General features: G+C 58.0%; 22 protein-coding genes and 2 pseudogenes. 16 read left to right on the plus strand and 8 right to left on the minus strand.

Annotated elements, in window-relative coordinates; translation table 11 throughout:
• Positions 1 to 42: 42 nt before the first annotated feature.
• Both N4R57_14225 and N4R57_14230 read right to left on the minus strand, forming a co-directional pair.
• Positions 43 to 225 (minus strand): hypothetical protein, encoded by a 183-nt coding sequence (locus tag N4R57_14225; protein ID UYV36176.1) that lies wholly within the window; start codon positions 223 to 225, stop codon positions 43 to 45.
• 51 nt (positions 226 to 276) lie between these two features.
• Positions 277 to 492, minus strand: coding sequence for a tautomerase family protein (locus N4R57_14230; GenBank protein UYV36177.1), 216 nt, complete (start codon positions 490 to 492; stop codon positions 277 to 279).
• A 149-nt stretch (positions 493 to 641) separates the two neighbouring features.
• Between N4R57_14230 and N4R57_14235 the strand changes: the two genes are divergently transcribed.
• The gene (locus N4R57_14235; GenBank protein UYV36178.1) at positions 642 to 1,361 is read left to right on the plus strand and encodes a helix-turn-helix transcriptional regulator; all 720 of its coding nucleotides are present in this window, start codon (positions 642 to 644) and stop codon (positions 1,359 to 1,361) included.
• 235 nt (positions 1,362 to 1,596) lie between these two features.
• Positions 1,597 to 3,138 (plus strand): murein biosynthesis integral membrane protein MurJ, encoded by a 1,542-nt coding sequence (gene murJ / locus N4R57_14240; protein UYV36179.1) that lies wholly within the window; start codon positions 1,597 to 1,599, stop codon positions 3,136 to 3,138.
• A gap of 344 nt (positions 3,139 to 3,482) precedes the next feature.
• On the opposite strand, the gene N4R57_14245 is transcribed toward murJ, so the two are convergent.
• Positions 3,483 to 4,169, minus strand: coding sequence for a rhomboid family intramembrane serine protease (locus N4R57_14245; GenBank protein ID UYV36180.1), 687 nt, complete (start codon positions 4,167 to 4,169; stop codon positions 3,483 to 3,485).
• 128 nt (positions 4,170 to 4,297) lie between these two features.
• Here N4R57_14245 and trpS point away from each other — a divergent pair, with 128 nt between their 5' ends.
• The 13 genes and pseudogenes from trpS to N4R57_14310 all read left to right on the plus strand — a co-directional run bounded on the left by trpS (position 4,298) and on the right by N4R57_14310 (position 15,353).
• Positions 4,298 to 5,257, plus strand: coding sequence for a tryptophan--tRNA ligase (trpS, locus tag N4R57_14250; protein ID UYV36181.1), 960 nt, complete (start codon positions 4,298 to 4,300; stop codon positions 5,255 to 5,257).
• 264 nt (positions 5,258 to 5,521) lie between these two features.
• A complete protein-coding gene (locus N4R57_14255; protein UYV36182.1) occupies positions 5,522 to 6,391 on the plus strand; it encodes a branched-chain amino acid aminotransferase in 870 nt (289 codons plus the stop codon).
• A gap of 78 nt (positions 6,392 to 6,469) precedes the next feature.
• Complete coding sequence (locus N4R57_14260; protein UYV36183.1) at positions 6,470 to 6,925, plus strand: universal stress protein; 456 nt, start codon at positions 6,470 to 6,472, stop codon at positions 6,923 to 6,925.
• 113 nt (positions 6,926 to 7,038) lie between these two features.
• Entirely contained in the window at positions 7,039 to 7,602 is a 564-nt protein-coding gene (locus tag N4R57_14265) for a NifU family protein (GenBank protein UYV36184.1), read from the plus strand.
• The gene (gene tsaB, locus N4R57_14270) at positions 7,592 to 8,278 is read left to right on the plus strand and encodes a tRNA (adenosine(37)-N6)-threonylcarbamoyltransferase complex dimerization subunit type 1 TsaB (GenBank protein UYV36185.1); all 687 of its coding nucleotides are present in this window, start codon (positions 7,592 to 7,594) and stop codon (positions 8,276 to 8,278) included. Before N4R57_14265 ends, tsaB begins: the two co-directional genes overlap by 11 nt.
• Positions 8,268 to 8,684: a GNAT family N-acetyltransferase gene (locus tag N4R57_14275; protein UYV36186.1), complete on the plus strand. Its 417-nt coding sequence runs from the start codon at positions 8,268 to 8,270 to the stop codon at positions 8,682 to 8,684. Before tsaB ends, N4R57_14275 begins: the two co-directional genes overlap by 11 nt.
• Positions 8,685 to 8,812: 128 nt before the next feature.
• The gene (locus N4R57_14280) at positions 8,813 to 9,802 is read left to right on the plus strand and encodes a BMP family ABC transporter substrate-binding protein (protein UYV36187.1); all 990 of its coding nucleotides are present in this window, start codon (positions 8,813 to 8,815) and stop codon (positions 9,800 to 9,802) included.
• An 8-nt stretch (positions 9,803 to 9,810) separates the two neighbouring features.
• Complete coding sequence (locus tag N4R57_14285; protein ID UYV36188.1) at positions 9,811 to 11,403, plus strand: ABC transporter ATP-binding protein; 1,593 nt, start codon at positions 9,811 to 9,813, stop codon at positions 11,401 to 11,403.
• Positions 11,403 to 12,500, plus strand: coding sequence for an ABC transporter permease (locus N4R57_14290; GenBank protein ID UYV36189.1), 1,098 nt, complete (start codon positions 11,403 to 11,405; stop codon positions 12,498 to 12,500). Before N4R57_14285 ends, N4R57_14290 begins: the two co-directional genes overlap by 1 nt.
• Positions 12,500 to 13,294 (plus strand): ABC transporter permease, encoded by a 795-nt coding sequence (locus N4R57_14295; GenBank protein ID UYV36190.1) that lies wholly within the window; start codon positions 12,500 to 12,502, stop codon positions 13,292 to 13,294. Before N4R57_14290 ends, N4R57_14295 begins: the two co-directional genes overlap by 1 nt.
• Positions 13,177 to 13,557 (plus strand): annotated as a pseudogene (locus N4R57_14300) (ABC transporter permease). Before N4R57_14295 ends, N4R57_14300 begins: the two are co-directional and overlap by 118 nt.
• 105 nt (positions 13,558 to 13,662) lie before the next feature.
• The gene (locus N4R57_14305) at positions 13,663 to 14,586 is read left to right on the plus strand and encodes a sulfite exporter TauE/SafE family protein (GenBank protein ID UYV36191.1); all 924 of its coding nucleotides are present in this window, start codon (positions 13,663 to 13,665) and stop codon (positions 14,584 to 14,586) included.
• Entirely contained in the window at positions 14,586 to 15,353 is a 768-nt protein-coding gene (locus N4R57_14310; GenBank protein UYV36192.1) for a TIGR02186 family protein, read from the plus strand. The genes N4R57_14305 and N4R57_14310 overlap by 1 nt, the downstream gene beginning before the upstream one ends.
• A 2-nt stretch (positions 15,354 to 15,355) precedes the next feature.
• On the opposite strand, the pseudogene N4R57_14315 reads toward N4R57_14310, so the two are convergent.
• From N4R57_14315 to N4R57_14335, 5 genes and pseudogenes are all read right to left on the minus strand, one after another.
• Positions 15,356 to 16,881 (minus strand): annotated as a pseudogene (locus N4R57_14315) (AAA family ATPase).
• Positions 16,882 to 17,165: 284 nt separating this feature from the next.
• Positions 17,166 to 17,858 (minus strand): LuxR family transcriptional regulator, encoded by a 693-nt coding sequence (locus N4R57_14320; protein ID UYV39586.1) that lies wholly within the window; start codon positions 17,856 to 17,858, stop codon positions 17,166 to 17,168.
• Positions 17,830 to 18,039, minus strand: a complete 210-nt coding sequence (locus N4R57_14325) for a hypothetical protein (GenBank protein UYV36193.1) — start codon at positions 18,037 to 18,039, stop codon at positions 17,830 to 17,832. The genes N4R57_14320 and N4R57_14325 overlap by 29 nt, the downstream gene beginning before the upstream one ends.
• 206 nt (positions 18,040 to 18,245) lie before the next feature.
• Positions 18,246 to 19,538 carry a crotonyl-CoA carboxylase/reductase gene (gene ccrA, locus N4R57_14330; GenBank protein ID UYV36194.1) on the minus strand — a complete coding sequence of 431 codons (1,293 nt, stop codon included), beginning with the start codon at positions 19,536 to 19,538 and terminating at the stop codon, positions 18,246 to 18,248.
• A 141-nt stretch (positions 19,539 to 19,679) separates the two neighbouring features.
• On the minus strand, positions 19,680 to 21,059 hold the full coding sequence (locus tag N4R57_14335) for a 1-acyl-sn-glycerol-3-phosphate acyltransferase (protein ID UYV36195.1): 1,380 nt from the start codon (positions 21,057 to 21,059) through the stop codon (positions 19,680 to 19,682).
• A 159-nt stretch (positions 21,060 to 21,218) separates the two neighbouring features.
• On the opposite strand from N4R57_14335, the gene N4R57_14340 reads away from it, so the two are divergent.
• A complete protein-coding gene (locus N4R57_14340; GenBank protein ID UYV36196.1) occupies positions 21,219 to 23,198 on the plus strand; it encodes a protein meaA in 1,980 nt (659 codons plus the stop codon).
• The last annotated feature ends 49 nt before the right edge of the window (positions 23,199 to 23,247 follow it).

Raw genomic sequence — 23,247 nt, forward strand, 5'->3', positions numbered from 1 at the left:
TGTTCAAACCTCGGGAACTGGTGCACTGACCAAATGTCCTAACTAAGCCCTAATTGTTTCAGGAAACCAAATCCGTAAGGAGAAGGTCTTTTTCTTGGGCAAAATGGCCTTCGCCAATTTGTGTGCCTGTTCGGAACGCATCTTTCGACCAAAAAGCATATAGTAAGCCGTATCTATCGACCCATTCGGGTGGCGCTTGATGTCTGGAGTTTCATAATGTTGCATGGTTGTGGTCCTTCGATTTCCATTCATCTTTTCCGGGCGTGGGTTTTGTTCTCAACCCGCGGCCATTGCTTTGATGTCGTCAGAGCTCGGAGTATTTCCACCGATGCCCCAATGTCCGCTGCGGACTTCTTTGACGCGCACCCAAGTGACCGAGCGCATGGCTTCGCCTTCGATGTCGACCATCGCGTTGGTCACCTTTTGGATCATCTGGGCCTTTTGCTCTTCGTCGAAGACCCCTTCGATTACCTCGATATCTACTAGTGGCATGATCTATTCCTTTGCAGTTTGTTTCTCTGGCACGAGGTTCACACTCAAAGCGCAAGCCGTTCCAGTTCTGCAAATGTAGTAAACCCACTACACTTTCTGCAGTGGACGATATAACGCCCTAGTGCTTAATTCGGGTTGGAGGTGCCGCAATGTCAGGTTCAACTTATCCACGTTTTTGCCCCGTCGCGATGGCCGCCAGTATTTTGGAACCGCGATGGACCATGCTTTTACTTTGCGAAATGTGGTCTGGATCAACGCGTTTCAATGAAATTCAGCGTGGCGTTCCCGGGATGTCTCCGGGGCTGCTGTCCAAACGTCTTAAAGAAATGGAAGTGAAAGGCCTTGTCTCGCGAGCAGGTAACAGGCGTGGTAGCCATACTGAATACTTGACCACCCCGCTTGCAGACGAACTTGAACCTTTAATCAGGGGACTCGGCGAATGGGCGCATCGCAACATTGACTGTGAAGTCTCACTTCAGGATCTTAATGCGCGCCTACTGATGTGGAAGATCAGGAGCAAAATCGACCTTCTTGAAATGCCGAAGCGCAAAAGCATCATCCAGTTCATTCTTCAAAATCCAACGGAAGAAACGGCTAACTACTGGTTGGTGGCGAAACCGGGAGAGGAGACCGATCTTTGTTACACCGATCCCAAATTCGAGGTGGACCTGTTCGTCGTCGCCGAACTCCGGGCTCTGACTTCTGCATGGATGGGACACACGTCCTTCGCGGTGGAAATCGAGCAAGGTCACATCACTCTAACGGGGGACGATCTTATGGCGAGAACTCTCACGGAATGGCTTGTTCGCAGCAGCTTCTCAAAAGTAATCAAAGCCGACTTTCCCCATAAGATCAGGGGCGTCGTTTAAGTTTTCTTCGCATTCCCATACCCGAAAATCTTATAACCGCGACTTTCGCGGAGCTGCAGAAAATCTGCAACTTGGGCTCCTAGCTGCCCTTCGCTGCACGCCGCATGCGCGGAACGCTTTGGCCGCCAACCCCTCTCCCGAAATCCCACATTCCGCCGCCAATCGCGCCGCCCCCTCTTCCCCCGCCCTTGTCCGCCGCGCTAAGAAGAGCGCAAACCAAAGGCAGAGCATACCCATGAAACCCATCCGCCTCGTTGCCGGCTTCCTTACTGTCGGGGTCTGGACGCTGTTAAGCCGCGTGCTCGGGCTTGTCCGCGAGATCCTTCTGCTCGGCCTCATCGGTCCCGGCCCGGTGATGGATGCCTTCGTGGCCGCCTTCCGCCTGCCCAACATGTTTCGCCGGTTCTTTGCCGAAGGGGCGTTCAACGCGGCCTTCGTGCCGATGTTTTCCAAACGCTACGAAGCAGGCGAAGACGCCCAAGGGTTCGCGCAAGAGGCCTTCAACGGGCTGGCGCTCGCCGTGCTGGCGCTCACGGCTTTGGCGATGATCTTCATGCCTGCGTTCGTCTGGGCCACCGCCGAAGGGTACACCCAAGACGCGCGGTTTGACCTCACGGTTGGTTACGGGCGGGTGGTGTTCCCCTACATCGTGTTCATGTCGCTCTCGGCGTTGTTTTCCGGCGTGCTCAACGCCACCGGACGGTTCGCGGCGGCCGCCGCCGCGCCGGTGCTTTTGAACATCTTTGTGGTCACGGCCATGCTTGCTGCGCACGCCTTGGGACAGGAAGTCATAATCTGGCTGATCTGGACCGTGCCGATCGCCGGGATCGCCCAGCTTGCTTTGGTCTGGTCCGCCGCCGCGCGCGCCGGGGTGCGCATCCGTCCGGGACGCCCGCGTTGGACGCCCGACATGAAGCACCTGTTGGTCGTCGCCCTGCCTGCGGCGCTCAGCTCGGGGGTGATGCAGATCAACCTGCTGGTCGGTCAGCAAGTTGCCTCGCAAACCGAAAGCGCGGTCAGCTGGCTGTTTGCCGCCGACCGGCTCTATCAATTGCCGCTGGGCGTGGTCGGGATTGCGGTCGGCATCGTGCTGTTGCCCGACCTGTCGCGCCGTTTGCGAGATGGCGACGGCCCCGGCTCTCGCGAGGCGTTCTCGCGCGCGGGTGAGATTTCTCTGGCCCTGACAATCCCCAGCGCCGTGGCGTTGGTGGTGGTGCCGATGCCGCTGGTCTCGGTGCTGTTTGAACGCGGCGCACAAACCTCGGATGACAGCGCGGCAATTGCTCTGGCCTGCGCGGTCTACGGGCTGGGCCTGCCGGCCTTCGTGCTGCAAAAAGTGCTGCAACCGCTCTATTTCGCACGCGAAGACACCCGCACGCCGTTCCGCTTTGCCGTCTGGGCGATGGTCATCAACGCCGCGGTCGCGGTCGGACTGCATACCTACATCGGCTGGATCGCACCGGCCTTTGCCACGACGCTTGCGGGCTGGGCGATGGTTTGGATGCTGGCACGCGGCGCGCGGCCCATGGGCGACATGGCGCGGTTCGACAAACGCTTCAAACGCCGCACCTGGCGGATCATCCTCGCCTCGGCGGTGATGGGCGCGGTGCTCTGGGGCACGAACCTTCTGTTGGGCCCGCTCATCACGGCGGCGGGCTGGCGCTATCTCGCTCTGTTGCTTTTGGTCGGCGCGGGCGTGCTGAGCTATGCGCTCGCCGGACAAATGCTCGGCGCCTTCCACGTGCGAGAATTGCGCTCGGCCTTGCGTAGGGGATGAGGGGATTGCGCCGCCTTCGGCGTCAGCAGGTTTAAAAGGGTTGCGCCACCTTCGGCGTCAGCAGTTTCAAAAAGGATTGCGCCGCCTTCGGCGTCGCGGGGGGCCTCGCTTCGCTCGGCAATTGCGCAAGCGGCAGCGGTGGTGTGACCTCTCCCATCACAGCGCGTGCGGCCACGGATGGGATTTGGGTATTTTCACCAATAAAAAAACATCAGCGCACGCTCGATTAACTTAATGTCGCATTAAGAATTACTGCGTCAGGGGACAGCCGGATGTCAGCCGGGAGTCAGCCGGATGTCACCCCCTCTTTCGGGCCGTGCCAAAAGCGTTAACGCGACCGGAGGCTAGCGGTTTCTCAGCCGTTGCAAAACCCGGCTCCAACCGCCGGGACTCACCACAAAAGACAGCAAAAAACCGCAGACAAAGCCGCCCAGATCAGCCAGCCAATCGCTGCGCGCCCCGAACAGGATGCCGAACAAAAGCTGTATTCCCATCAGGAACCCGATCAGCACAAAGGCCCGCCATTGGTTTTCGCCGCTTTCCCCAAGCCGCAGCCAAAGCACGTAAGAAAACGCACCGATTAGCCCGTAAACACCTGGAAACGCGCCATATAAATAGCCAGGCTCATTCAACAAAAGCCCCCAGATCGCGGCACCGCCCATGCCCGACCCAAGAAACACCAGCGCCACCGCCCAGCCGGCAAAAACCTCGCCCACGAATTTGCCCAAGGCCAGCAACATGACCCCCGCCACGATCATATGCGTCAGGCTCGCATGCACGAACAGAAAGCTGACGAAACGCAGCAAATGTTCGCTCGGCCACAGGTTGCGCGCGCGCATCTGGTCGAAAATTCCACCACTGAAGCCGTAATCTTGCACCGCGCCCAAACGCCAGCCGATCGCTTCAGGCCCGCCAACAACCCCTTGAGCGCCAAGGGTAAACGCCAATTCAATCCCCAGCATGACGAGGAAAAACACCACCACAACCGGGCTGACCGGGTTGACGGCTCTCACTTTAGGATCACTGCTCATGTTGCCTCTCCTTGACGGGGCTTTCCCCCATGGGTAAGCCAGCCGCAGCAATAAATCCAGACGGAGTATCCGATGACCGAGATGGCCTTTACCCCCGTGTTTTCTCAGGGATTCAGCCATCAGGCGGATTGACCCTTGGCAATTACCTTGGCGCGCTGAAACGTTTTGCCGATGCGCAAGACAAGGGGATCGAGACGATCTATTGCATGGTCGACCTGCACGCCATCACCGTCTGGCAGGATCCCGCGGCGCTGCGTCGCCAAACGCGCGAGCTGGCGGCCGGCTTCATCGCCTCGGGCGTTGATCCGGAAAAATCCATTCTTTTCAACCAATCCCAAGTTGCGGAACACACACAGCTTGCTTGGATTTTCAACTGCGTTGCGCGCATGGGCTGGATGCAGCGCATGACACAATGGAAAGACAAGGCCGGTAAAAACCAGCAGAACGCCTCGCTCGGATTGCTGGCCTATCCGTCGTTGATGGCCGCTGACATCCTGATTTATCACGCCACCCATGTGCCGGTGGGCGAGGATCAGAAACAGCACCTCGAGCTGACGCGCGACATCGCGACCAAGTTCAACCACGACTATGGCGTTGATTTCTTTCCCATTACGGAACCGGTGATCGAAGGCGCGGCAACCCGCGTGATGTCGCTGCGTGACGGGTCAAAGAAAATGTCGAAATCCGATCCTTCGGATGCCAGCCGGATCAACATGACCGACGATTCCGACACGATCGCCAAGAAAATCCGCAAGGCCAAAACCGACCCCGAAGCTCTCCCCTCCGAAGCCAAAGGGCTCGAGGACCGCCCGGAAGCGCGAAACCTTGTTAACATTTATGCGGCACTGTCCGACCAAAGCGTTGATCAGGTGTTGCAGGAGATGGGCGGCAAGCAATTCTCGGAATTCAAACCCCTTCTGGCCGATCTTGCCGTTGATAAAATGGCACCGATTTCGGGCGAAATGTCGCGTTTGATGGGCGATGTCGACGAAATTGACCGCATCCTGAGCCGAGGCGCAGAACGCGCCCGCGAGATCGCCGCGCCAATTCTGAAGCGCACATATGAGATTGTCGGCATGGTTCGTTAAGCTTTGATTAACTTCTAGGGGGCGCTTGTTAACCGCTTAGCAAGCTTTGCACAGCGGCACGGTGAAACCGGCAAAGGGCGCCAATTGCCCTCTGCCCCTCCCCGACCGTTGTCCCCCTGAACGTGCCTGCCCGCATTGCCACAGCAATCGCCTGCCCTCACCTGTCAAATCGCCCTTTACGCCCCCGCCTGCCGGCCCTACTTTCGCGCCCAGAACACGCCGGACCGCGCCGGATTGAACGCGCCGGCCTGAAGGAGACACCGCATGGCAATTGGCAGCAAAATCCGCACCTATTTCAACGGCACTTGGCACGACGGGAACCCTGCGGTCATGCGCGCCGCCGATCATGGCGCATGGCTTGGCACAACCGTATTTGACGGCGCGCGCTTCTTTGATGGGCTGACCCCTGATCTTGATGCCCACTGCGCCCGGATCAACCGCTCGGCAGAGGCGCTGTTGCTCACGCCCACCGTCACAACCCAAGACATGATCGACATGGTGCATGATGGCCTGAGCCAATTCGACAAGAGCGAAGCCGTCTACATCCGCCCGATGTATTGGGGCATCGACGGCGATATGACCACAAGCGCGATTGCGCCGGACCCCGATGAAACCGGCTTTGCCATCAGCCTTGAAACCGTGCCGATGGCCCCGCCCGAGGCCTCTACCACGCTCACCCGCACGCGTTTTCGCCGTCCCGTCCTCGAAGACGCGGTGGTCGATGCCAAGGCAGGGTGCCTTTACCCCAATAATGCGCGGATGCTGCGCGAGGCCAAATCCAAGGGCTTTGGCAATGCTCTGGTGGCCGACGCGATGGGAAATGTCGCTGAAACCGCCACCGCGAATGTCTTTATGGTCAAAGACGGAGAGGTCTTTACCCCGATTGCCAACGGCACCTTCCTGTCGGGTATCACCCGCGCCCGCCATATCGCGAACCTTGCCGCTGACGGGGTGCAAGTCCATGAAACCGTTTTGAAATTCGATGACTTCCATGATGCCGATGAGGTCTTCCTGTCGGGCAATATGTCCAAGGTGACGCCGGTCACGGCGTTTGACGACACCCAATATCAGGTCGGCCCCGTAACCCGCCGGGTCCGCGAAATGTATTGGGATTGGGCTGCGTCAAATCGCTAGTCGGCATCCGGCAACTCACCTGTTGCCAGCGCCCGCCGCCTGCCCCATCATCACGCTACCAAGCTGAGGAGAGCTTAGATGCGCAAATTTCTGGTCGTGCTGGATGACAGCCGCGAATGCCTGAACGCTATGCGCTTTGCGACCATGCGCGCCGAGAATACCGGCGGCGGTGTCGAGGTGCTTGCCGTGATTCCGCCCGAAGAGTTCAACCACTGGATCGGCGTCGGTGATATCATGCGCGAAGAAGCCCGCGAGCGGATCGAGGCCCATTTCGAAGTCTTTGCAAAGTGGATGCGCGACCGCCACGGCATCGAGCCCGAACTGGTGATCCGCGAGGGCGAACCGATTGCCGAGATCCTTGAGCAGGTCAAAGAAGACCCGGATATCGGCGTTCTGGTTCTTGGCGCTGGCACTGACAAAAAAGGCCCCGGCCCGCTTGTGACCCAACTCACACGCAGCTCTGGCGTGTTGCCTGTTCCGATCACAATCGTACCGGGCGACTTGTCCAAGGACAGGCTCGAGGCCATCACCTGAGCGGTGTGCGCCCTCTCACATCCTCGTTCTCGACACAGATTAGAACACTTCTAAACATTGACATTCGCCCCGCCCGGACGCATATCTGAGCGTAGAGATAAGGAATGCGAACAATGTTCATTCAAACAGAATCCACGCCGAACCCGGCCACCCTGAAATTCCTGCCCGGTCAATCCGTGATGGGCAGCGGAACGGCTGATTTCCCTGCGCCTGTAGGCGCTGACACGTCGCCGCTGGCGGCGCGCGTCTTCGCCGTTGATGGCGTCAAGGGCGTGTTCCTTGGCAATGACTTCGTCACCGTGACCAAAGAAGAAGCGGTTGAGTGGGACCATGTGAAGCCCGCCATTCTGGGCGCGATCATGGAACATTTCCAATCCGGTCAGCCGGTCATGGCCGCAGGCATGGAAAGACCCGCCGACACCAGCCAAGAAGACGGCCCCGATGGCGAGATCATCACCCAAATCAAGACGTTGCTTGATACCCGCGTGCGCCCTGCTGTGGCGCAGGATGGTGGCGACATCACCTTCCACGGCTTTGACGAAGGCGTTGTCTATTTGCATATGCAAGGGGCTTGCGCCGGTTGCCCTTCTTCGACCCTGACTCTCAAGATGGGGATCGAGAACCTGCTGCGGCACTACATTCCCGAGGTGACCGAGGTGCGGCCAGTTGCCGTCTGACCATCCTATCGTTCTGGGCTTTGACACATCGGCCGCGCATTGCGCGGTCGCTTTGCTTCAAGGCCCCGAAACCCTCGCCCACCGGACCGAGGACATGACCCGCGGACAGGCAGAGCGCCTTATGCCGCTGCTGGAAGAAACCCTGCGCGACGCCGGTCTGGCGTGGCGGGACCTTGCGGCCATCGGGGTCGGCATCGGCCCCGGCAACTTTACCGGCATCCGCATTTCCGTCAGCGCCGCGCGTGGGCTGAGTCTCGGCCTCGGCATCCCCGCCATCGGCGTCAGCGGGCTCGAGGCGCTTACCCACGGGTACAGCAACGTCATCGCCTGTTGGCCCGCGCCCCGCGACAGCGCCTATGTGCAGGCCTTTGTTGCGGGCGGCGACCCAAGCCCCCGCCTCGTGCGCTCAGCGGATGACTTGCCGATCTATCCCGCTGGCGCTCTGCCTTCCCTCGTCGGACCGGGCGCAGAAACTGTTATGGCGTTGCGCCCCGAAAGCGTCACAGATCCGCTCTTTCCCTTGCCGGTTGCCATCGCGTCCATCGCGGCTGAGCGGCTCCAAGGCGTTGCAGCCAAAGACATCCCCGCCCCTGCCCCGCTCTACCTCAAACCGGCAGATGCGGCGCCGTCGTCCACGCCTCCGGTTGCGATGCTGTCCTCAAACCATGACGCCTGACGCCCTTGCCACTTTGCACGCTCGCGCTTTTGCGCGTCTGCGACCATGGTCAGCGCCCGAGTTCGCATCTCTGCTCACCTCGCCGCATGTGTTTCTTGTAACCCTGCCACATGCCTTCGCCCTTGGCCGCGCCGTCGCGGACGAGGCCGAACTTCTGACCATCGCCACCGACCCGGCGCATCAACGCTCCGGCATGGGAACCGCCTGCCTCAAAGCCTTTGAAACCGCCGCCGTTGATCGCGGCGCCGCGCAGTGTTTTCTCGAAGTCGATAGCGAGAATACCGCCGCGCTTGCCCTCTATCGGCGCTTTGGTTTCACTTCGACCGGTCGGCGTGCTGATTACTATAGCTTACCCAACGGAATGCGTGCGGATGCCATTCTAATGGCCAAGCCCTTGACCAGATGATCAAGTTTGCTGTTGACGCTGCCCTGCGACTCCGTCCTAAATCGAGCGTGATCAAACCCGATCTGCTAAATTGTGGGGCGAAGCGGGAGCAACCTGCCGCCTGAAACCTGACCAACTGGGAGAAACCAATGACCCTGATGCAAAAATTTCTGGGCGCTGCCGCGACTCTGGCCCTTTCCGCGGGTACCGCGCTGGCCGACCCCGCCTTGATCTTCGATCTCGGCGGCAAATTCGACAAATCCTTCAACGAAGCGGCCTTTGGCGGCGCAGAACGCTGGGCCAAAGAGACCGGCGGCAAGTTCCGCGAGATCGAGCTTCAGTCTGAAGCGCAGCGCGAACAGGCCCTCCGCCGTTTCGCCGAAGCTGGCAACAACCCGATCGTGATGACCGGTTTTGCCTTTGGCAACGTCCTTTCCGAAGTGGCGCCGGATTACCCAGACACCAAATTCGCCATCATCGACATGGTTGTCGATCTGCCCAACGTGCGCTCGGTTGTCTTTAACGAGCACGAAGGCTCCTACCTCGTTGGCATGATGGCCGCTCAAGCCTCCAAGACCGGCACCGTCGGCTTTATCGGCGGTATGGACATCCCGCTGATCCGCAAATTTGCCTGCGGCTACGTACAGGGCGTCAAAGCGGTCAACCCGGACGCGGTTGTGATCCAGAACATGACCGGCACCACCCCGGCCGCCTGGAACGACCCGGTCAAAGGCTCGGAGCTTACCAAAGCGCAAATCGGCCAGAAAGCTGACGTGGTTTATGCCGCAGCGGGCGGCACCGGCGTTGGCGTTCTGCAAACTGCCGCCGACGAAGGCATCCTTTCGGTCGGCGTTGACAGCAACCAGAACTACCTGCACCCCGGTAAGGTGCTGACATCCATGATGAAACGCGTGGACAACGCGGTTTACGACGCGATGAAAGCCGGTACCGATCTCAAAGTTGGCATCAACGTGATGGGCGTGGCCAATGGCGGCATCGACTATGCGCTTGATGAATACAACGAGCCGCTCATTACCGAAGAGATGAAAGCAGCCGTCGACGCCGCCAAAGCCAAGATCGCAAGCGGCGACCTGGTGGTGCATGACTACATGTCCGACAACACCTGCCCGGTCGAGTAACCTCGCAAATGCAGGCGGATGACACCAACGGGCGGCGGGAAACTGCCGCCCCGACTGACCAGCACCCAGCGCCCCACCCGGCGATTGAGCTGAAAGGCATTTCCAAAGCCTTTGGCCCGGTGCAAGCCAACAAAAACATCTCTATCCGGGTCATGCCCGGCACGATTCACGGAATCATCGGCGAAAACGGGGCCGGAAAATCCACCCTGATGTCGATCCTCTATGGCTTTTACAAAGCCGATTCTGGTGAAATTTTCATCAATGGCAAAAACACATCCATCCCCGATAGCCAGGCCGCGATTTCCGCTGGTATCGGCATGGTGTTCCAGCATTTCAAACTGGTGCGCAACTTTACCGTTCTCGAGAACATCATCCTTGGTGCCGAAGATGGCCGCCTTTTGCGCCCCTCATTGGCCAAGGCCCGCAAGTCCCTGATTGAGCTTGAAAAAGAATACGGCCTCAACGTCGATCCCGATGCGGTGATCGAAGACATCGGCGTTGGCAAGCAACAGCGCGTTGAAATTCTCAAAGCACTTTATCGTCAGGCCGAGATCCTCATTCTAGACGAACCAACCGGGGTTTTGACCCCAGCCGAAGCGGATCAGCTTTTCCGCATCCTCGCGCGGCTTAAAGAAGAAGGCAAAACCATCATTCTCATCACGCATAAGCTGCGTGAAATCATGGACATTACCGACACCGTCAGCGTGATGCGCCGTGGCGAAATGACCGCAACCGTCAAAACCGCCGAGACCAGCCCCGAGGAGCTCGCCGAGCTGATGGTCGGGCGCAAGGTGTTGTTACAGGTGGATAAAACCCCCGCAAAACCCGGCGCTCCGGTGCTTGAAATCGAACACCTCAATGTCTCTGACGAAAACGGCGTCGAGCGTCTTCAAGACGTCTCTCTCAATGTGCGTGCGGGTGAAATCCTTGGCATCGCTGGCGTTGCCGGCAACGGGCAGTCCGAATTGCTAGAAGTGCTCGGCGGGATGCGCCGCGGCACCGGCACCGTGCGCATGAATGGCGCTGAGATCGACCTGAGTGGCTTGAAATCAGACGGCAGGTCTCGTCGAGCAAGAGGAATCGCCCACGTCCCCGAAGACCGCCAGCGCGAAGGCCTGATCATGGAGTTCTCCGCTTGGGAAAACTCGGTTTTCGGCTATCATCACGATCCCGCCTATCAGGCCAACCCACTAATGATGAACAACTCCGCGCTCGTCGATGTCGCCCAAGACAAGATGAACCGTTTCGATGTGCGCCCTCCCAACCCGCGCCTTTCGGCCAAAAATTTCTCAGGCGGCAACCAACAGAAAATTGTCCTCGCCCGCGAAATCGAGCGTAACCCCGACCTGCTTCTCATCGGCCAACCCACGCGCGGTGTCGATATTGGCGCGATTGAATTCATTCACCAGCAAATCGTCGCCCTGCGCGACGCGGGCAAGGCGATCCTGCTTGTCTCTGTTGAGCTGGATGAAATCATGTCCCTCTCCGACCGGATCGCGGTGATGTTCGACGGGCGGATTATGGGTGAACGCCTTCCCCAGCATACGGATGAAAAAGAACTGGGCTTGCTCATGGCTGGCATCAACGAGGAGGCCGCCTGATGGAAAAAATGCCACGCTGGGCCGATGCCGTACTGGTGCCGTTGATTAGCTTACTGTTGGCGGCGATCCTATCAACCTTCGTGATCCTCGCGATCGGCGAAGACCCGATTGCAGCCTATAAGTTAATGATCGACGGCGCGTTGATGAGCAGCGCAGGTTGGGGCTACACGCTTTATTACGCGACAAACTTTATCTTCACAGGGCTTGCGGTCTCGGTCGCATTTCATGCCCGCCTATTCAACATCGGCGGCGAAGGACAGGCCATGCTGGGCGGATTGGGCGTCGCTCTTGTCTGCCTTTACATCCCTTGGCCGCATTGGAGTTTTGCACTTATCGGCTCAGCCGTTGGCGCGGCCGTTTTTGGTGCTCTCTGGGCGTTCATGCCCGGCTGGCTTCAGGCAAAACGCGGCAGCCACGTGGTCATCACCACCATCATGTTCAACTATATCGCCTTCTCGGTGTTGAACTATGTGCTGGTAAACTTGCTGCGGCCCATCGGCTCAATGGACCCCGCCACACCGAAATTCCCTCAAGCCACGCATCTGCCAACCTTTCGCGATATGTTCTCGACTTCGGAGACCATACTGTTTCGCGGCGCACCGGTGAATGTTTCATTTTTCCTTGCGGTTCTGGCCTGTATTCTGGTCTGGATACTGATCTGGCGCACGCGTCTGGGCTTTGAAATCCGTGCCTTTGGCCACTCCGACACCGGGGCCAATTATGCTGGCATCTCTGCGGTCAAGATCACCATCGTAACGATGCTGATCTCCGGCGCGCTGGCCGGCCTGATGGCTGTAAACACGACCCAAGGCGAGGCCGAGCGTCTGATCCTCAACTCAACCGAAGGCGCGGGCTTTATCGGCATCGCCGTGGCTCTTATGGGGCGCAACCATCCGCTGGGCGTGTTTATCGCGGCGATCCTCTTTGGCTTTCTTTATCAGGGCGGAGCCGAGCTTGCGCTTTGGACAAGCATTCCAATTCAGCTCATCATCGTGATACAGGCGCTTGTCATCCTCTTCACCGGAGCGCTCGACAATATGGTGCGCATGCCGCTCGAAAAGCTCTTCCTCGCGCTGCGCAAGAAGGAGGCCCGGTAATGGATTTCGCAACCCTCCTTCAGGTGCTCGACAGCACGATCCGCCTTGCAACGCCGCTGCTTCTGGCCTGTCTAGCCGGGCTCTACTCCGAGCGCGCCGGAGTGTTTGATATCGGCCTCGAAGGCAAAATGCTCATGGCTGCGTTTTTCTCTGCAGCGGTGGCGTATCACTATTCGGCAAACCCACTTTTCACTTATGAAACAACTGTCTGCGACCCAAGTGGTGGAAACTGCCAGACCTCGCTTGTTGGCTATCACTCCCCGCTCAGTCCCGTCTGGCTTGGGCTGATCGCTGGCATCCTATCCTCAATGTTGCTGTCTGCGATCCATGGGCTCGCATCAATTACATTTCGCGGAAATCAGCTCATCTCTGGAGTTGCGATCAACTTCCTCGCGTCCGGCATAACGGTTTTGATCGCGCAGGATTGGTTCAAGCAAGGCGGGCGCACACCGTCGCTGACCGAAGGCGCCCGATTTGAGCCGATTACCCTACCCCTCGCCGATAAACTCAACGATATTCCCGTGCTCGGCCCGATCTATTCCGAGCTAGTTTCGGGACACACGATCCTCGTTTACATCGCCTTTGCCGCTGTGCCTCTTACATGGTGGATCCTGTTCAGACCCGCTTTGGCCTGCGGCTTCGCGCCGTCGGTGAAAACCCCGAGTCGGTTGATACCGCCGGTGTTTCCGTCATCGGCCTTCGGTTCGCCGCCATTGCCATCGCTGGTATCCTCTGCGGAATCGCGGGTGCTTACCTCGCAACCGCCTTGCAGGCTGGTTTCGTTCGCGAAATGACGGCTGGGCGCGGATTTATCGCTCTCGCGGCGCTGATCTTTGCGAAATGGCGCCCTTGGTATGCGCTTTCGGCCACACTTCTGTTTGGTTTTCTCCAGGCGATCGCGGTTCGGTTCCAGAATATCGACCTTGGTGGCGTGGTGATTCCTGTCCAATTCATGGAAGCCCTGCCCTATATTCTCACCGTTGTGATTCTCGCGGGTTTTGTTGGCAAAGCGATCCCTCCACGCGCGGGTGGAGAGCCCTACGTGAAAGAGCGCTAGTCCCAGAAGGCTATTTCTGCCTGCTTGCAGCTGGTTTTCTGCACCAGCAACATTTTCTCCCGCTTCACGCTTGATTCCTCCCCTCGCGCGGCGCTACTTACAAACATGCAGATTTACCTCCCCATTGCCGAAGTCTCTGTGAACGCTTTTCTGCTGCTGGGACTTGGCGGGCTGGTTGGCGTTCTGTCTGGTATGTTTGGCGTTGGCGGCGGGTTTCTGATGACTCCGCTGCTTTTCTTTATCGGTATCCCCCCCGCCGTGGCTGTTGCCACCGAGGCGAATCAGATTGTCGCATCGTCATTTTCCGGCGTCCTTGCCCATCTCAGGCGAAAAACCGTCGATTTACGAATGGGTATGGTGTTGATGGTCGGCGGGCTTGCCGGGGCGGCTGTAGGGGTGTTGCTGTTCAACTACCTTCGCTCTCTTGGACAAGTCGATCTGCTGGTCAAACTATGCTACGTAGTGTTCCTTGGAATTATCGGCGGGTTGATGTTTTTCGAAAGCCTCAACGCCATCCGCCGCGCCAAGAAAGCCGGAACCGCTCCTGCAGCCAAACGGCGGCAGCGTGGTTGGGTCCACACCCTGCCTTTTAAAATGCGTTTTCGCACCTCTGGCCTCTATATCTCGGTCATTCCACCGCTCTTGGTCGGTGTCGCTGTTGGTATTCTGGCCGCGATTATGGGGGTTGGCGGTGGCTTCATCATGGTGCCCGCCATGATCTATATCCTCGGCATGCCAACCAAAGTTGTCGTTGGCACCTCGCTGCTTCAGATCATTTTCGTCACTGCATTCACCACCTTGCTACATGCAACGACCAATTACACAGTCGACATGGCGCTTGCCGTTCTGCTGCTGATTGGTGGGGTCATCGGGGCGCAGATTGGCACCCGCATCGGCGTAAAACTCAAGGCAGAGCAGCTTCGTATCTTGCTGGCTATGATGGTTCTTCTGGTCTGCGGCAAACTTGCGCTCGACCTTCTTTTGCAACCGGCCGAGCTTTATTCGCTCGGGAAATCCGGGGGCCATTGATGCAGCGGGTATTCGCCTCTCTTTTGCTGGTCCTCTTTGCCATTTCGCCGCTCAAGGCCGAAGAAGTGGTCTTAGGGTTGAGCCAGAATCGCGTGGCGATCACAGCAAACTTTGACGGCTCGGAAATCCTGATTTTTGGGGCAATCAAACGCGAAAAACCCGTACCTGCGGGTGACCCGATTGGCGTGATCATCACCGTCGAAGGACCGAGCCACCCCGTAACTGTCCGCCGCAAAGAGCATAAATACGGCATCTGGATCAACACCGACAAGGTCGAGATCGACAGTGCCCCCGCCTTCTACGCCGTGGCGACAAGTGGTCCCTTCAACGAAATCGTCAGCCACACTGAGGACCTGCGCCATCACCTATCAATCCCACGCGCCATCCGTTCGGTGGGCGCACCTGAAGGGGTGCTCGACGCTCCGGAGTTCAGCAAGGCCGTGATCCGTATCAGGCGAAAAAACAACCTCTACCAGCTGCTTGAAAACGCGGTCGACGTTCAATCGCAAACGCTGTTCAAAACCTCGATCGCCCTTCCATCGAACCTCACCGAAGGGGTGTATAAAACCCGCATCCTGTTGACCCGCGATGGCAATGTCATTTCGCAGTATGAAACACAAATCGACGTTCAGAAAGTCGGTCTGGAACGGTTTCTATTCAACCTGTCGCGTGAACAACCGCTGATCTATGGGCTCTTGTCTCTCGCGATTGCGATTATCGCGGGCTGGGGCGCGTCGGCTGTGTTTCAAGTGTTTCGCCGCAGCTAAGTTCAAGCGTCTTCCTGATCAAGCTCGAGCGGTGGTGGCGCCGCCACAAGGTCCTCTGTGGTCAGGGGATATTCTGGTTTTGACAGTCGGTTCCGCACGACCCAGAAAAGCCGCTCTTGCGCGCGTGTAATGGCCACATAGGCCAGCCGCTTCCAAAGCGGTTGTCCGGCTTCGACGCGCCCCATTCGAGCCGCGACAAACAGGTCCGGCGCAAAAACCTGCACGTTCTCCCATTGTGAGCCTTGCGCCTTGTGAATCGTCACCGCAGCCCCGTGCAGGAACGTCGCTCCCATGCCGGCGGCAAAGGGGATAAACGGCTCTTCTTCGTCTGGCTTCTCAATCTTAACGATGGAGGCCGCCGAGACTCTGGGGTCCGGCGCGCCCACAACGTGCAGCTTTGAAAATCCAGGCTTGCGCCCCGGTCCGAGATAAACGACCTGCGCCCCTTTGATCAGCCCTCGTGCCTCAAGATCAAGCCGACGCTTGCGGTGTTTGAGTGGCAGTTCGATCCCATCGCAGATCAACGGCTCACCCGACAAAAGCGCGTCCTCTGGCGCGCCATGAACACGCCGAAACGCATTGATCAGCCGGATGCGCGTCGCGTTGCGCCAAACAAGAACGGGGCTGCGTGCCATCAGGTCCACCTCAACCCGCTGCCCCCAAATCACGCGATCATCCTTTTTGGCTGTTTCTTCAACAAGCCCTTCGAAGTCTTGAAATCCGACCTCAGGATCAGAAAGCACATGGGCGAGATCGAGGATCGGGTTGCTCGCATCCTGCCGGTGTACCCGGCTAAGCTCAAGCTTGGCTGGTGCGTTCAAACGGTCGAATACCATCGTCCCGGACTGTTTGACCGGAGCCAACTGCGCCGGATCTCCAAACAACAAAAGAACGGGAAAAATCTCTTTTAGATCATCGAATTGCTTGTCATCAAGCATCGACGCCTCATCGACAAAACCGATGTCGAGCGGTTCATCTCGTCGCTTCCAACCCGTGATAAAATCTGATCCCCGCAACCCCGCGGCAGCCAAGGCGCCGGGATCGAGCGGTTCTGCTTGTAAAACGCCATCGCTCGTTCAAGCGCCACTTCGGTCAGGCCTTCGATCTCGGGCTTGTCCCCTTCGCCGGCAAGCCACGCGGCCATGCGCTCATATTCAGGGTCATACATCGGCGTATACAGGATGCGATGGATCGTGGTTGCCGGAACGCCCTGCATGCGCAAAACGCTCGCCGCTTTGTTGGTCGGGGCAAGGATCGCCATGGATCGACGCTCTTTGCGACGGCGGCTTTCATAATCGCCGCTAATGATCTCTACGCCGCTGTCTTCGAGGGCATCAAACAGTTTCGAAAGAAGCATGGTTTTGCCCGAACCTGCCTTGCCCATCACGGCCATGACCATCCCGCTTTGCTCTTTCGCAGGAACCATAGCGCCATCTTCCAGATCGACACCCTGCCCTCGCAGCGCCTCGGTTATCTGGTCAAACGCATCGGCTTGATCATGCGAAAAAGTGATGGGGGTGGACGACATGAAAAGACCCTATCCTCGCGGTGATCCAATCACAACGGGCGACCATCAGACACTGAGTTTTTCCTGCATTTGTGAGCCGAAACTATGCTCGAAGCAGCCTTGAGAAGCATTTGAGAAACCCGGTCGTTCCGCTTCCCCCTGAGCAGGGCCACCTCGTGGAAGCTCCACTATCCACCACTGGTCAGCTCCCGCTCATTCTCCGGGCATCCAAGGATGTCCGGTGCAGGTCCGATCCTTAATAGGAGTGTCTGGCGCCAGCCCTACAGCACCGCACGCCATATCATTTAGACAACGATAAGCCCGCGTGTCAGCGCCCGCGCCACTGCGTGTGTCGTATTCGACGCGCCAAGCTTTAGACGCGCGGATTCGATATAAACCCGAAGCGTATGTTCGGAAATCGACAGCGTGTCCGCGACTTGAGCGCGGCTGTATCCCATCGCCAGAAATGTCATCGCGTCGACTTCCCGCGGTGACAGGGTTTGTACCTGGGCCGGTGTCCGGTTCGGCTCAAAGTAAAGCGCCTTGTGATTGAAAAAGTGAGCGATCAGAATGAGCGAGCGGCAGTTCTTTTCAGTGAACTCGGCCCATGCCGCATCATCACAGCAATGCGAAACTGTAAACACCGCGAATTGGCCATTTGGCCCACGGATCGGAACAGAAAACCCCTGATTCCCGACGCCATAGGCAAGCGCATCTGCTAGAAAAGCCCGCGCCGCTTTGCTGCTCCAATCAAGGCGCTTCCAGTCAACGGGGTTAAACCGTTGATAACACCCCTGCACAACAGGATCGACGCGAAGGTATTCCTTTTCCAGATAGCGTTGCACCCATTCAGGCGAATAGGTTCCGCAGCCATATTGATCGCCTGCGCTACTGACCCAATGATAGATAAGGTGATCGACTTCAAAGTGATCTCTAACGCGCTCTGAAAACGACTGAAGCGCCTCCGGTTTAGTGGCGCGTTCCAAGCCTTCCAAGATTGCGTTCAAATTGCTTGCTTTCAGACTTCGCGTCAATGAGCTGGCCCTCCCCTGAGGACGCGATCTCGGCAGTGGCAACAAGCGCCGTTTCCTCCAACTGAATTGCCAAACTGGCAAGTCCATTGTTTTGAGCAAACGTTTTTAGATCCGCGAGAACGTCCAATATCCAGTCCTTTTTCATAACGAGTCTCGCTTTTAAAGAGTTAATGAAGGATTAACACAACCTTAGCAGTTTGAGGTTTTTTGGAAACTCACGCAATTATACTCCCCAAAAATAGCGAGGCGCTTAAATACAAGGCATTGTTTTTTTATGCCGGGTCCAGCAACGCGCAAACCCGCGAAACACTATTGTGAGTCGCGGGCTTCCATTGATGTTTTTAAATCCTGTTAGGATGCTTTTCCGGCTTCCAGGACTTCTTCAACCGTGCGTAGGCCGGTTTTTGGCGCTTGAACCAACACGGCCATATTGCCCGGCTTGTGTTCGTTCTTCATCATCTTGACATGCGCATCGGGGATTTCCGCCCAAGGGAAGACCTCGGACATGCAAGGATCAATTCGCCGCTCAACCATCAAGCGGTTGGCCGAAGCTGCTTGTTTGAGGTGGGCAAAGTGGCTGCCTTGAAGACGCTTTTGGTGCATCCACATATAGCGCACGTCAAAGGTACAGTTGAACCCGGATGTGCCGGCACAAATCACGACCATACCGCCCTTTTTACAAACCAGCGTAGACACCGGGAACGTCGCCTGACCGGGGTGTTCAAACACGATGTCGACATTGTTGCCCTTGCCGGTGATATCCCAGATCGCCTTGCCGAACTTGCGCGCCTCGGTGAACCATTGCTTGTATTCGTCCGAGTTCACCTCGGGAAGCGCACCCCAGCACTTGAAATCCTTGCGGTTGATCACGCCCTTGGCGCCAAGGTCCATCACAAATTCACGCTTGCTCTCATCCGAGATGACGCCAATTGCGTTGCCCCCTGCGGCGTTGATCAGCTGGATCGCAAACGACCCAAGACCACCCGACGCCCCCCAGACCAAAACATTCTGACCCGGCTTGAGTTCGTGTGGGTGATGGCCGAACAGCATCCGGTACGCGGTGGCCAGCGTCAGCGTATAACACGCGCTTTCTTCCCAGGTCAGATGCTTGGGGCGCGGCAAAAGTTGCTGCGCCTGCACACGGGTGAATTGCGCGAAGGATCCGTCATGGGTCTCATAACCCCAGATCCGCTGCGTCGGCGAAAACATCGGATCGCCGCCATTACATTCCTCGTCGTCGCCATCATCCTGGTTACAGTGGATGACAACCTCGTCGCCGACCTTCCAGGTTTTTACCTTGTCACCGACTTTCCAAACGATGCCCGACGCATCGGACCCGGCAATGTGATAAGGCTGTTTGTGGCTGTCAAAAGGCGAGATCGGAACGCCCAGACCAGCCCAGACACCGTTATAGTTAACGCCCGCAGCCATCACGAGAACCAGAACTTCGTGGCTGTCGATTTGCCATGTGTCAACGACTTCGACTTCAAACGACTTGTCCGGTTCGCCGTGGCGCTCGCGGCGGATCGCCCAAGCGTACATCTTGGGCGGCACAAAGCCGAGAGGCGGCAGTTCACCGATTTCGTACAGTTCTTTTTCAGGCGCGTCGTATGCCGCGATTCCGGTGTCGGTATCCAGTGCCATGATAAGCTCCCTAGTGGTCTTGCCGCGATGCAGAATCGCGGTGAATCACCAAGGAAATATTCTGAGCCGCGCAATAATGCAATGCCCGGAATGCATGTTTTGAAATTTTATAACCTTGCGACCGCAGAAAAATCGACCGAATTACGCCGCGCCTGCAAACAGATGGGCGATGGAGGCCGCGTAATACTGCATGATCGGGGCATCTTTGGGGGACACCGCAAACTTTCCGTCGTTGTCGACTGCAATGCGCCGACGGCGCAGGTTGCGAATTCCCACCTCAACCGCATAGCTTTGATCGCCGCGCGGGATGTGAACATGCGCATTGGGGAGTTTTGCCATAAGAGTATTAACAGCCTCTTCCAACTCCGCACGCGACAGCGGGGCGTCGGCCTGTAACAGCGCCGTGGCCACAAGCGGCACGGGGAGCACCGGCACTTCTTCTCCGATCCGTCGCATCAATTCTTCGGCCAAAGGCTGAACCATATCGTTGGTCGCGATGCTTTTCTGACCCGCCATGAACTCTTTGAGCGAGACCGGCGCGCCGAAGCTAACGGCGGCATAGCCAAAGCGGTGGTATTTTCCGCGCAGCCGCAACCAAAGCTGCTTCATTAGAAATTTCACGATCAGCGATATGCGTGCGCGGAAGCGCCGCTCGCCTGCTTGCCCCGCCGCGACAAGGATACGGTCCTCGAACACCCGGTCATAGTTGAGTGCGACAGGCACGAACACCACGTCGCGCGACGCGGTATCGAACCCCTCGACCACATATTTCAAAATACCCATGCGCGGCGCGCCCAATGCACCATCAAGCGAAAGCCCACCTTCGGGGAACACCGCTTGCATCACGCCACCATCCGTGGCCAGACGGACATAGCGCGCCAGCACCTTGCGATAGAGATCGCCGCGCGATTTGCGGCGGATAAAGTAAGCGCCCATCGCCTTGATCAACCGGCTAAGCGGCCAAACGCGCGCCCATTCGCCCACCGCATAGCTGAGCGCGCTACGTTTGGCGGCAAGATAGGTCACCAGCACATAATCCATGTTGGAGCGGTGGTTCATGACAAACACCACGGTGGCGTCCTCATCTACCGCGGCAAGGCGGCGTTCGGCATAATTGCCCAAGCGCACGCGGTAAAGCGCGGTGCTGATCAGCTTGGCCAGCCAAATCGCAAACCCGAAATAGAGCGTTGCGCTAAACGATGGCACGATCTCGCGCGCGTACCTCTGGGCCTGTTCAAAGGCCACGTTTTCGGGCACCCCTTCTTCGGCTGCATGCTGTGCGATCGCCTTGGAAACCTCGGGATCATAGATCAGCCGCTGGATCATATCGTGCCGCCGCGCCAGCTTGAACGGTTGGATCGGACGCTCAAGCTTCTCGTTGAGCCGCGCCACCACCCGCTCCATTCGGCGCCGAAAGAACCAGCGTACCGATGGCAGCATGACCTTTTCCAAGGCAGCATACCCGGCAAACAGCAGAATAAGGATCAGAAGCCAAAGCGGCATTTGCACAGTGGTGAACATATAGGCAGCGTGGCAGGGATATGCCCTTGCGTAAATAGCGCGTGGACAGAGCGCAAACAGGCCCATGCCGCAATGCAGCGAATTGACAGCGCCACAAAATTCCAAGTATCAACGCCCAAGCGCAACAATATTGCCCAAACTGATTCACGAGGCCCGCCCATGTCGCAGACGCAAAATGACCGCAAAGCCGACCGCCCTTGGCTTATCCGTACCTATGCCGGGCATTCCACGGCCAAAGCCTCTAACGCGCTTTACCGCTCCAACCTTGCCAAGGGGCAGACCGGCCTGTCGGTCGCTTTCGACCTGCCGACGCAGACAGGCTATGACAGCGATCATATCCTTGCCCGTGGCGAAGTCGGCAAGGTTGGCGTGCCGATCTGCCATTTGGGCGACATGCGCACGTTGTTTGACCAGATCCCGCTGGATCAGATGAACACCTCGATGACGATCAACGCCACCGCGCCTTGGCTCCTCGCTCTTTATGTGGCGGTGGCCGAAGAACAAGGCGCGGATATCACCAAGCTTCAGGGCACAGTACAAAACGATATCATTAAGGAATACCTAAGCCGGGGCACGTATGTCTGTCCGCCCAAGCCGTCGCTCAAGCTGATTGGGGATGTCGCCGAGTATTGCTATACCCATGTGCCCAAGTGGAACCCGATGAACGTCTGTTCCTATCACCTGCAGGAAGCGGGCGCGACGCCGGAACAGGAGCTGGCCTTTGCGCTGGCCACGGCGATTGCGGTTCTGGACGAGCTGAAGGGCAAGGTACCGGCAAGCGATTTCCCCGGTGTCGTGGCGCGGATTTCGTTCTTTGTGAATGCGGGCATCCGTTTCGTGACCGAGATGTGCAAGATGCGCGCCTTTGTTGATCTCTGGGACGAGATTTGCCTTGAGCGATATGGCGTCGAGGACCCAAAGCTGCGGCGGTTCCGTTACGGTGTGCAGGTCAATTCGCTCGGTCTGACCGAGCAGCAGCCGGAGAACAATGTTTACCGTATTCTGATCGAGATGCTGGCGGTGACTTTGTCCAAGAAAGCCCGCGCCCGCGCCGTGCAATTGCCCGCCTGGAACGAGGCGCTTGGCCTGCCGCGCCCGTGGGATCAGCAATGGTCGATGCGCATGCAACAGATCATGGCCTATGAGACCGATCTGCTTGAATACGAAGACCTTTTTGATGGCAACCCAGCGGTGGACGCCAAGGTTGAGGCGTTGAAAGACGGGGCGCGGCACGAGTTGGCCACGCTTGACGGGATGGGCGGGGCCGTGGCCTCGATCGAATATATGAAATCGCGGTTGGTGGATTCAAATGCCGAGCGTTTGAACCGCATCGAAGCGGGCGAAACCACCGTGGTCGGCGTGAACCGCTGGACCGAGGGCGAGCCCTCGCCGCTGATGACCGGCGATGGCGGGATCATGACCGTCGATCCGGCGATGGAGCAGGATCAGATTGACCGTCTCAACGAATGGCGCGAGGCGCGCGACGAACCTGCGGTGCAGGCAGCGTTGGCAGAATTGCGCGAGGCGGCGGCATTGGGGGCCAATGTGATGGGCCCGTCGATCAAGGCAGCCAAAGCGGGTGCGACAACCGGCGAGTGGGCCGCGCAGATGCGCGCTGTCTTCGGAGAATATCGAGGCCCGACAGGGGTTTCGCGGGGCGTTTCCAACAAGACCGAAGGCTTGGACGACATTCGCGAGGCCGTTGATGCGGTGTCGGATCGGCTGGGTCGACGACTTAAATTCGTGATCGGCAAGCCGGGGCTTGATGGCCATTCCAACGGCGCCGAGCAGATCGCCTTTCGGGCGCGTGACTGCGGGATGGACATTGAATACGAGGGAATCCGCCTGACTCCGGAAGAGATCGTCAATGCCGCGAAATCGCAGGATGCCCATGTGGTTGGCCTGTCTATTCTGAGCGGGTCGCACATGCCGCTGGTTGAGGATTTGATGGAACGGATGCGGGCCGAGGGGCTGGGCCATATTCCGGTTATCGTTGGCGGGATTATCCCGGATGACGACGCAAAGCGCCTTTTGGAACAAGGGGTTGCGCGGGTCTATACGCCCAAGGATTTCGAGCTGAACACGATCATGATGGATATCGTCACGCTGGCTGATCCCAAGGCGGCAGCCGCCGAATAAAAAGCCCAAGACAAGCGATTGCCCCTGCCCCGCGCCAGTGTATTCTGGC

The sequence above is a fragment of the Rhodobacteraceae bacterium D3-12 genome (assembly GCA_025916135.1).
Classification (GTDB): Bacteria; Pseudomonadota; Alphaproteobacteria; order Rhodobacterales; family Rhodobacteraceae; genus JAKGBX01.

Excerpts from the sequence above, each read along its gene's own strand:
- N4R57_14225 (UYV36176.1), bottom strand. The coding sequence starts at position 225 with ATGCAACATTATGAAACTCCAGACATCAAGCGCCACCCGAATGGGTCG.
- N4R57_14295 (UYV36190.1), top strand. The coding sequence starts at position 12,500 with ATGGATTTCGCAACCCTCCTTCAGGTGCTCGACAGCACGATCCGCCTT.
- N4R57_14325 (UYV36193.1), bottom strand. The coding sequence starts at position 18,039 with ATGAAAAAGGACTGGATATTGGACGTTCTCGCGGATCTAAAAACGTTT.
- N4R57_14340 (UYV36196.1), top strand. The coding sequence starts at position 21,219 with ATGTCGCAGACGCAAAATGACCGCAAAGCCGACCGCCCTTGGCTTATC.
- N4R57_14260 (UYV36183.1), top strand. The coding sequence starts at position 6,470 with ATGCGCAAATTTCTGGTCGTGCTGGATGACAGCCGCGAATGCCTGAAC.
- N4R57_14235 (UYV36178.1), top strand. The coding sequence starts at position 642 with ATGTCAGGTTCAACTTATCCACGTTTTTGCCCCGTCGCGATGGCCGCC.
- N4R57_14230 (UYV36177.1), bottom strand. The coding sequence starts at position 492 with ATGCCACTAGTAGATATCGAGGTAATCGAAGGGGTCTTCGACGAAGAG.
- N4R57_14290 (UYV36189.1), top strand. The coding sequence starts at position 11,403 with ATGGAAAAAATGCCACGCTGGGCCGATGCCGTACTGGTGCCGTTGATT.
- N4R57_14310 (UYV36192.1), top strand. The coding sequence starts at position 14,586 with ATGCAGCGGGTATTCGCCTCTCTTTTGCTGGTCCTCTTTGCCATTTCG.
- N4R57_14265 (UYV36184.1), top strand. The coding sequence starts at position 7,039 with ATGTTCATTCAAACAGAATCCACGCCGAACCCGGCCACCCTGAAATTC.
- ccrA (UYV36194.1), bottom strand. The coding sequence starts at position 19,538 with ATGGCACTGGATACCGACACCGGAATCGCGGCATACGACGCGCCTGAA.
- N4R57_14335 (UYV36195.1), bottom strand. The coding sequence starts at position 21,059 with ATGTTCACCACTGTGCAAATGCCGCTTTGGCTTCTGATCCTTATTCTG.
- N4R57_14305 (UYV36191.1), top strand. The coding sequence starts at position 13,663 with ATGCAGATTTACCTCCCCATTGCCGAAGTCTCTGTGAACGCTTTTCTG.
- N4R57_14255 (UYV36182.1), top strand. The coding sequence starts at position 5,522 with ATGGCAATTGGCAGCAAAATCCGCACCTATTTCAACGGCACTTGGCAC.
- N4R57_14280 (UYV36187.1), top strand. The coding sequence starts at position 8,813 with ATGACCCTGATGCAAAAATTTCTGGGCGCTGCCGCGACTCTGGCCCTT.
- N4R57_14285 (UYV36188.1), top strand. The coding sequence starts at position 9,811 with ATGCAGGCGGATGACACCAACGGGCGGCGGGAAACTGCCGCCCCGACT.
- N4R57_14275 (UYV36186.1), top strand. The coding sequence starts at position 8,268 with ATGACGCCTGACGCCCTTGCCACTTTGCACGCTCGCGCTTTTGCGCGT.
- murJ (UYV36179.1), top strand. The coding sequence starts at position 1,597 with ATGAAACCCATCCGCCTCGTTGCCGGCTTCCTTACTGTCGGGGTCTGG.
- N4R57_14245 (UYV36180.1), bottom strand. The coding sequence starts at position 4,169 with ATGAGCAGTGATCCTAAAGTGAGAGCCGTCAACCCGGTCAGCCCGGTT.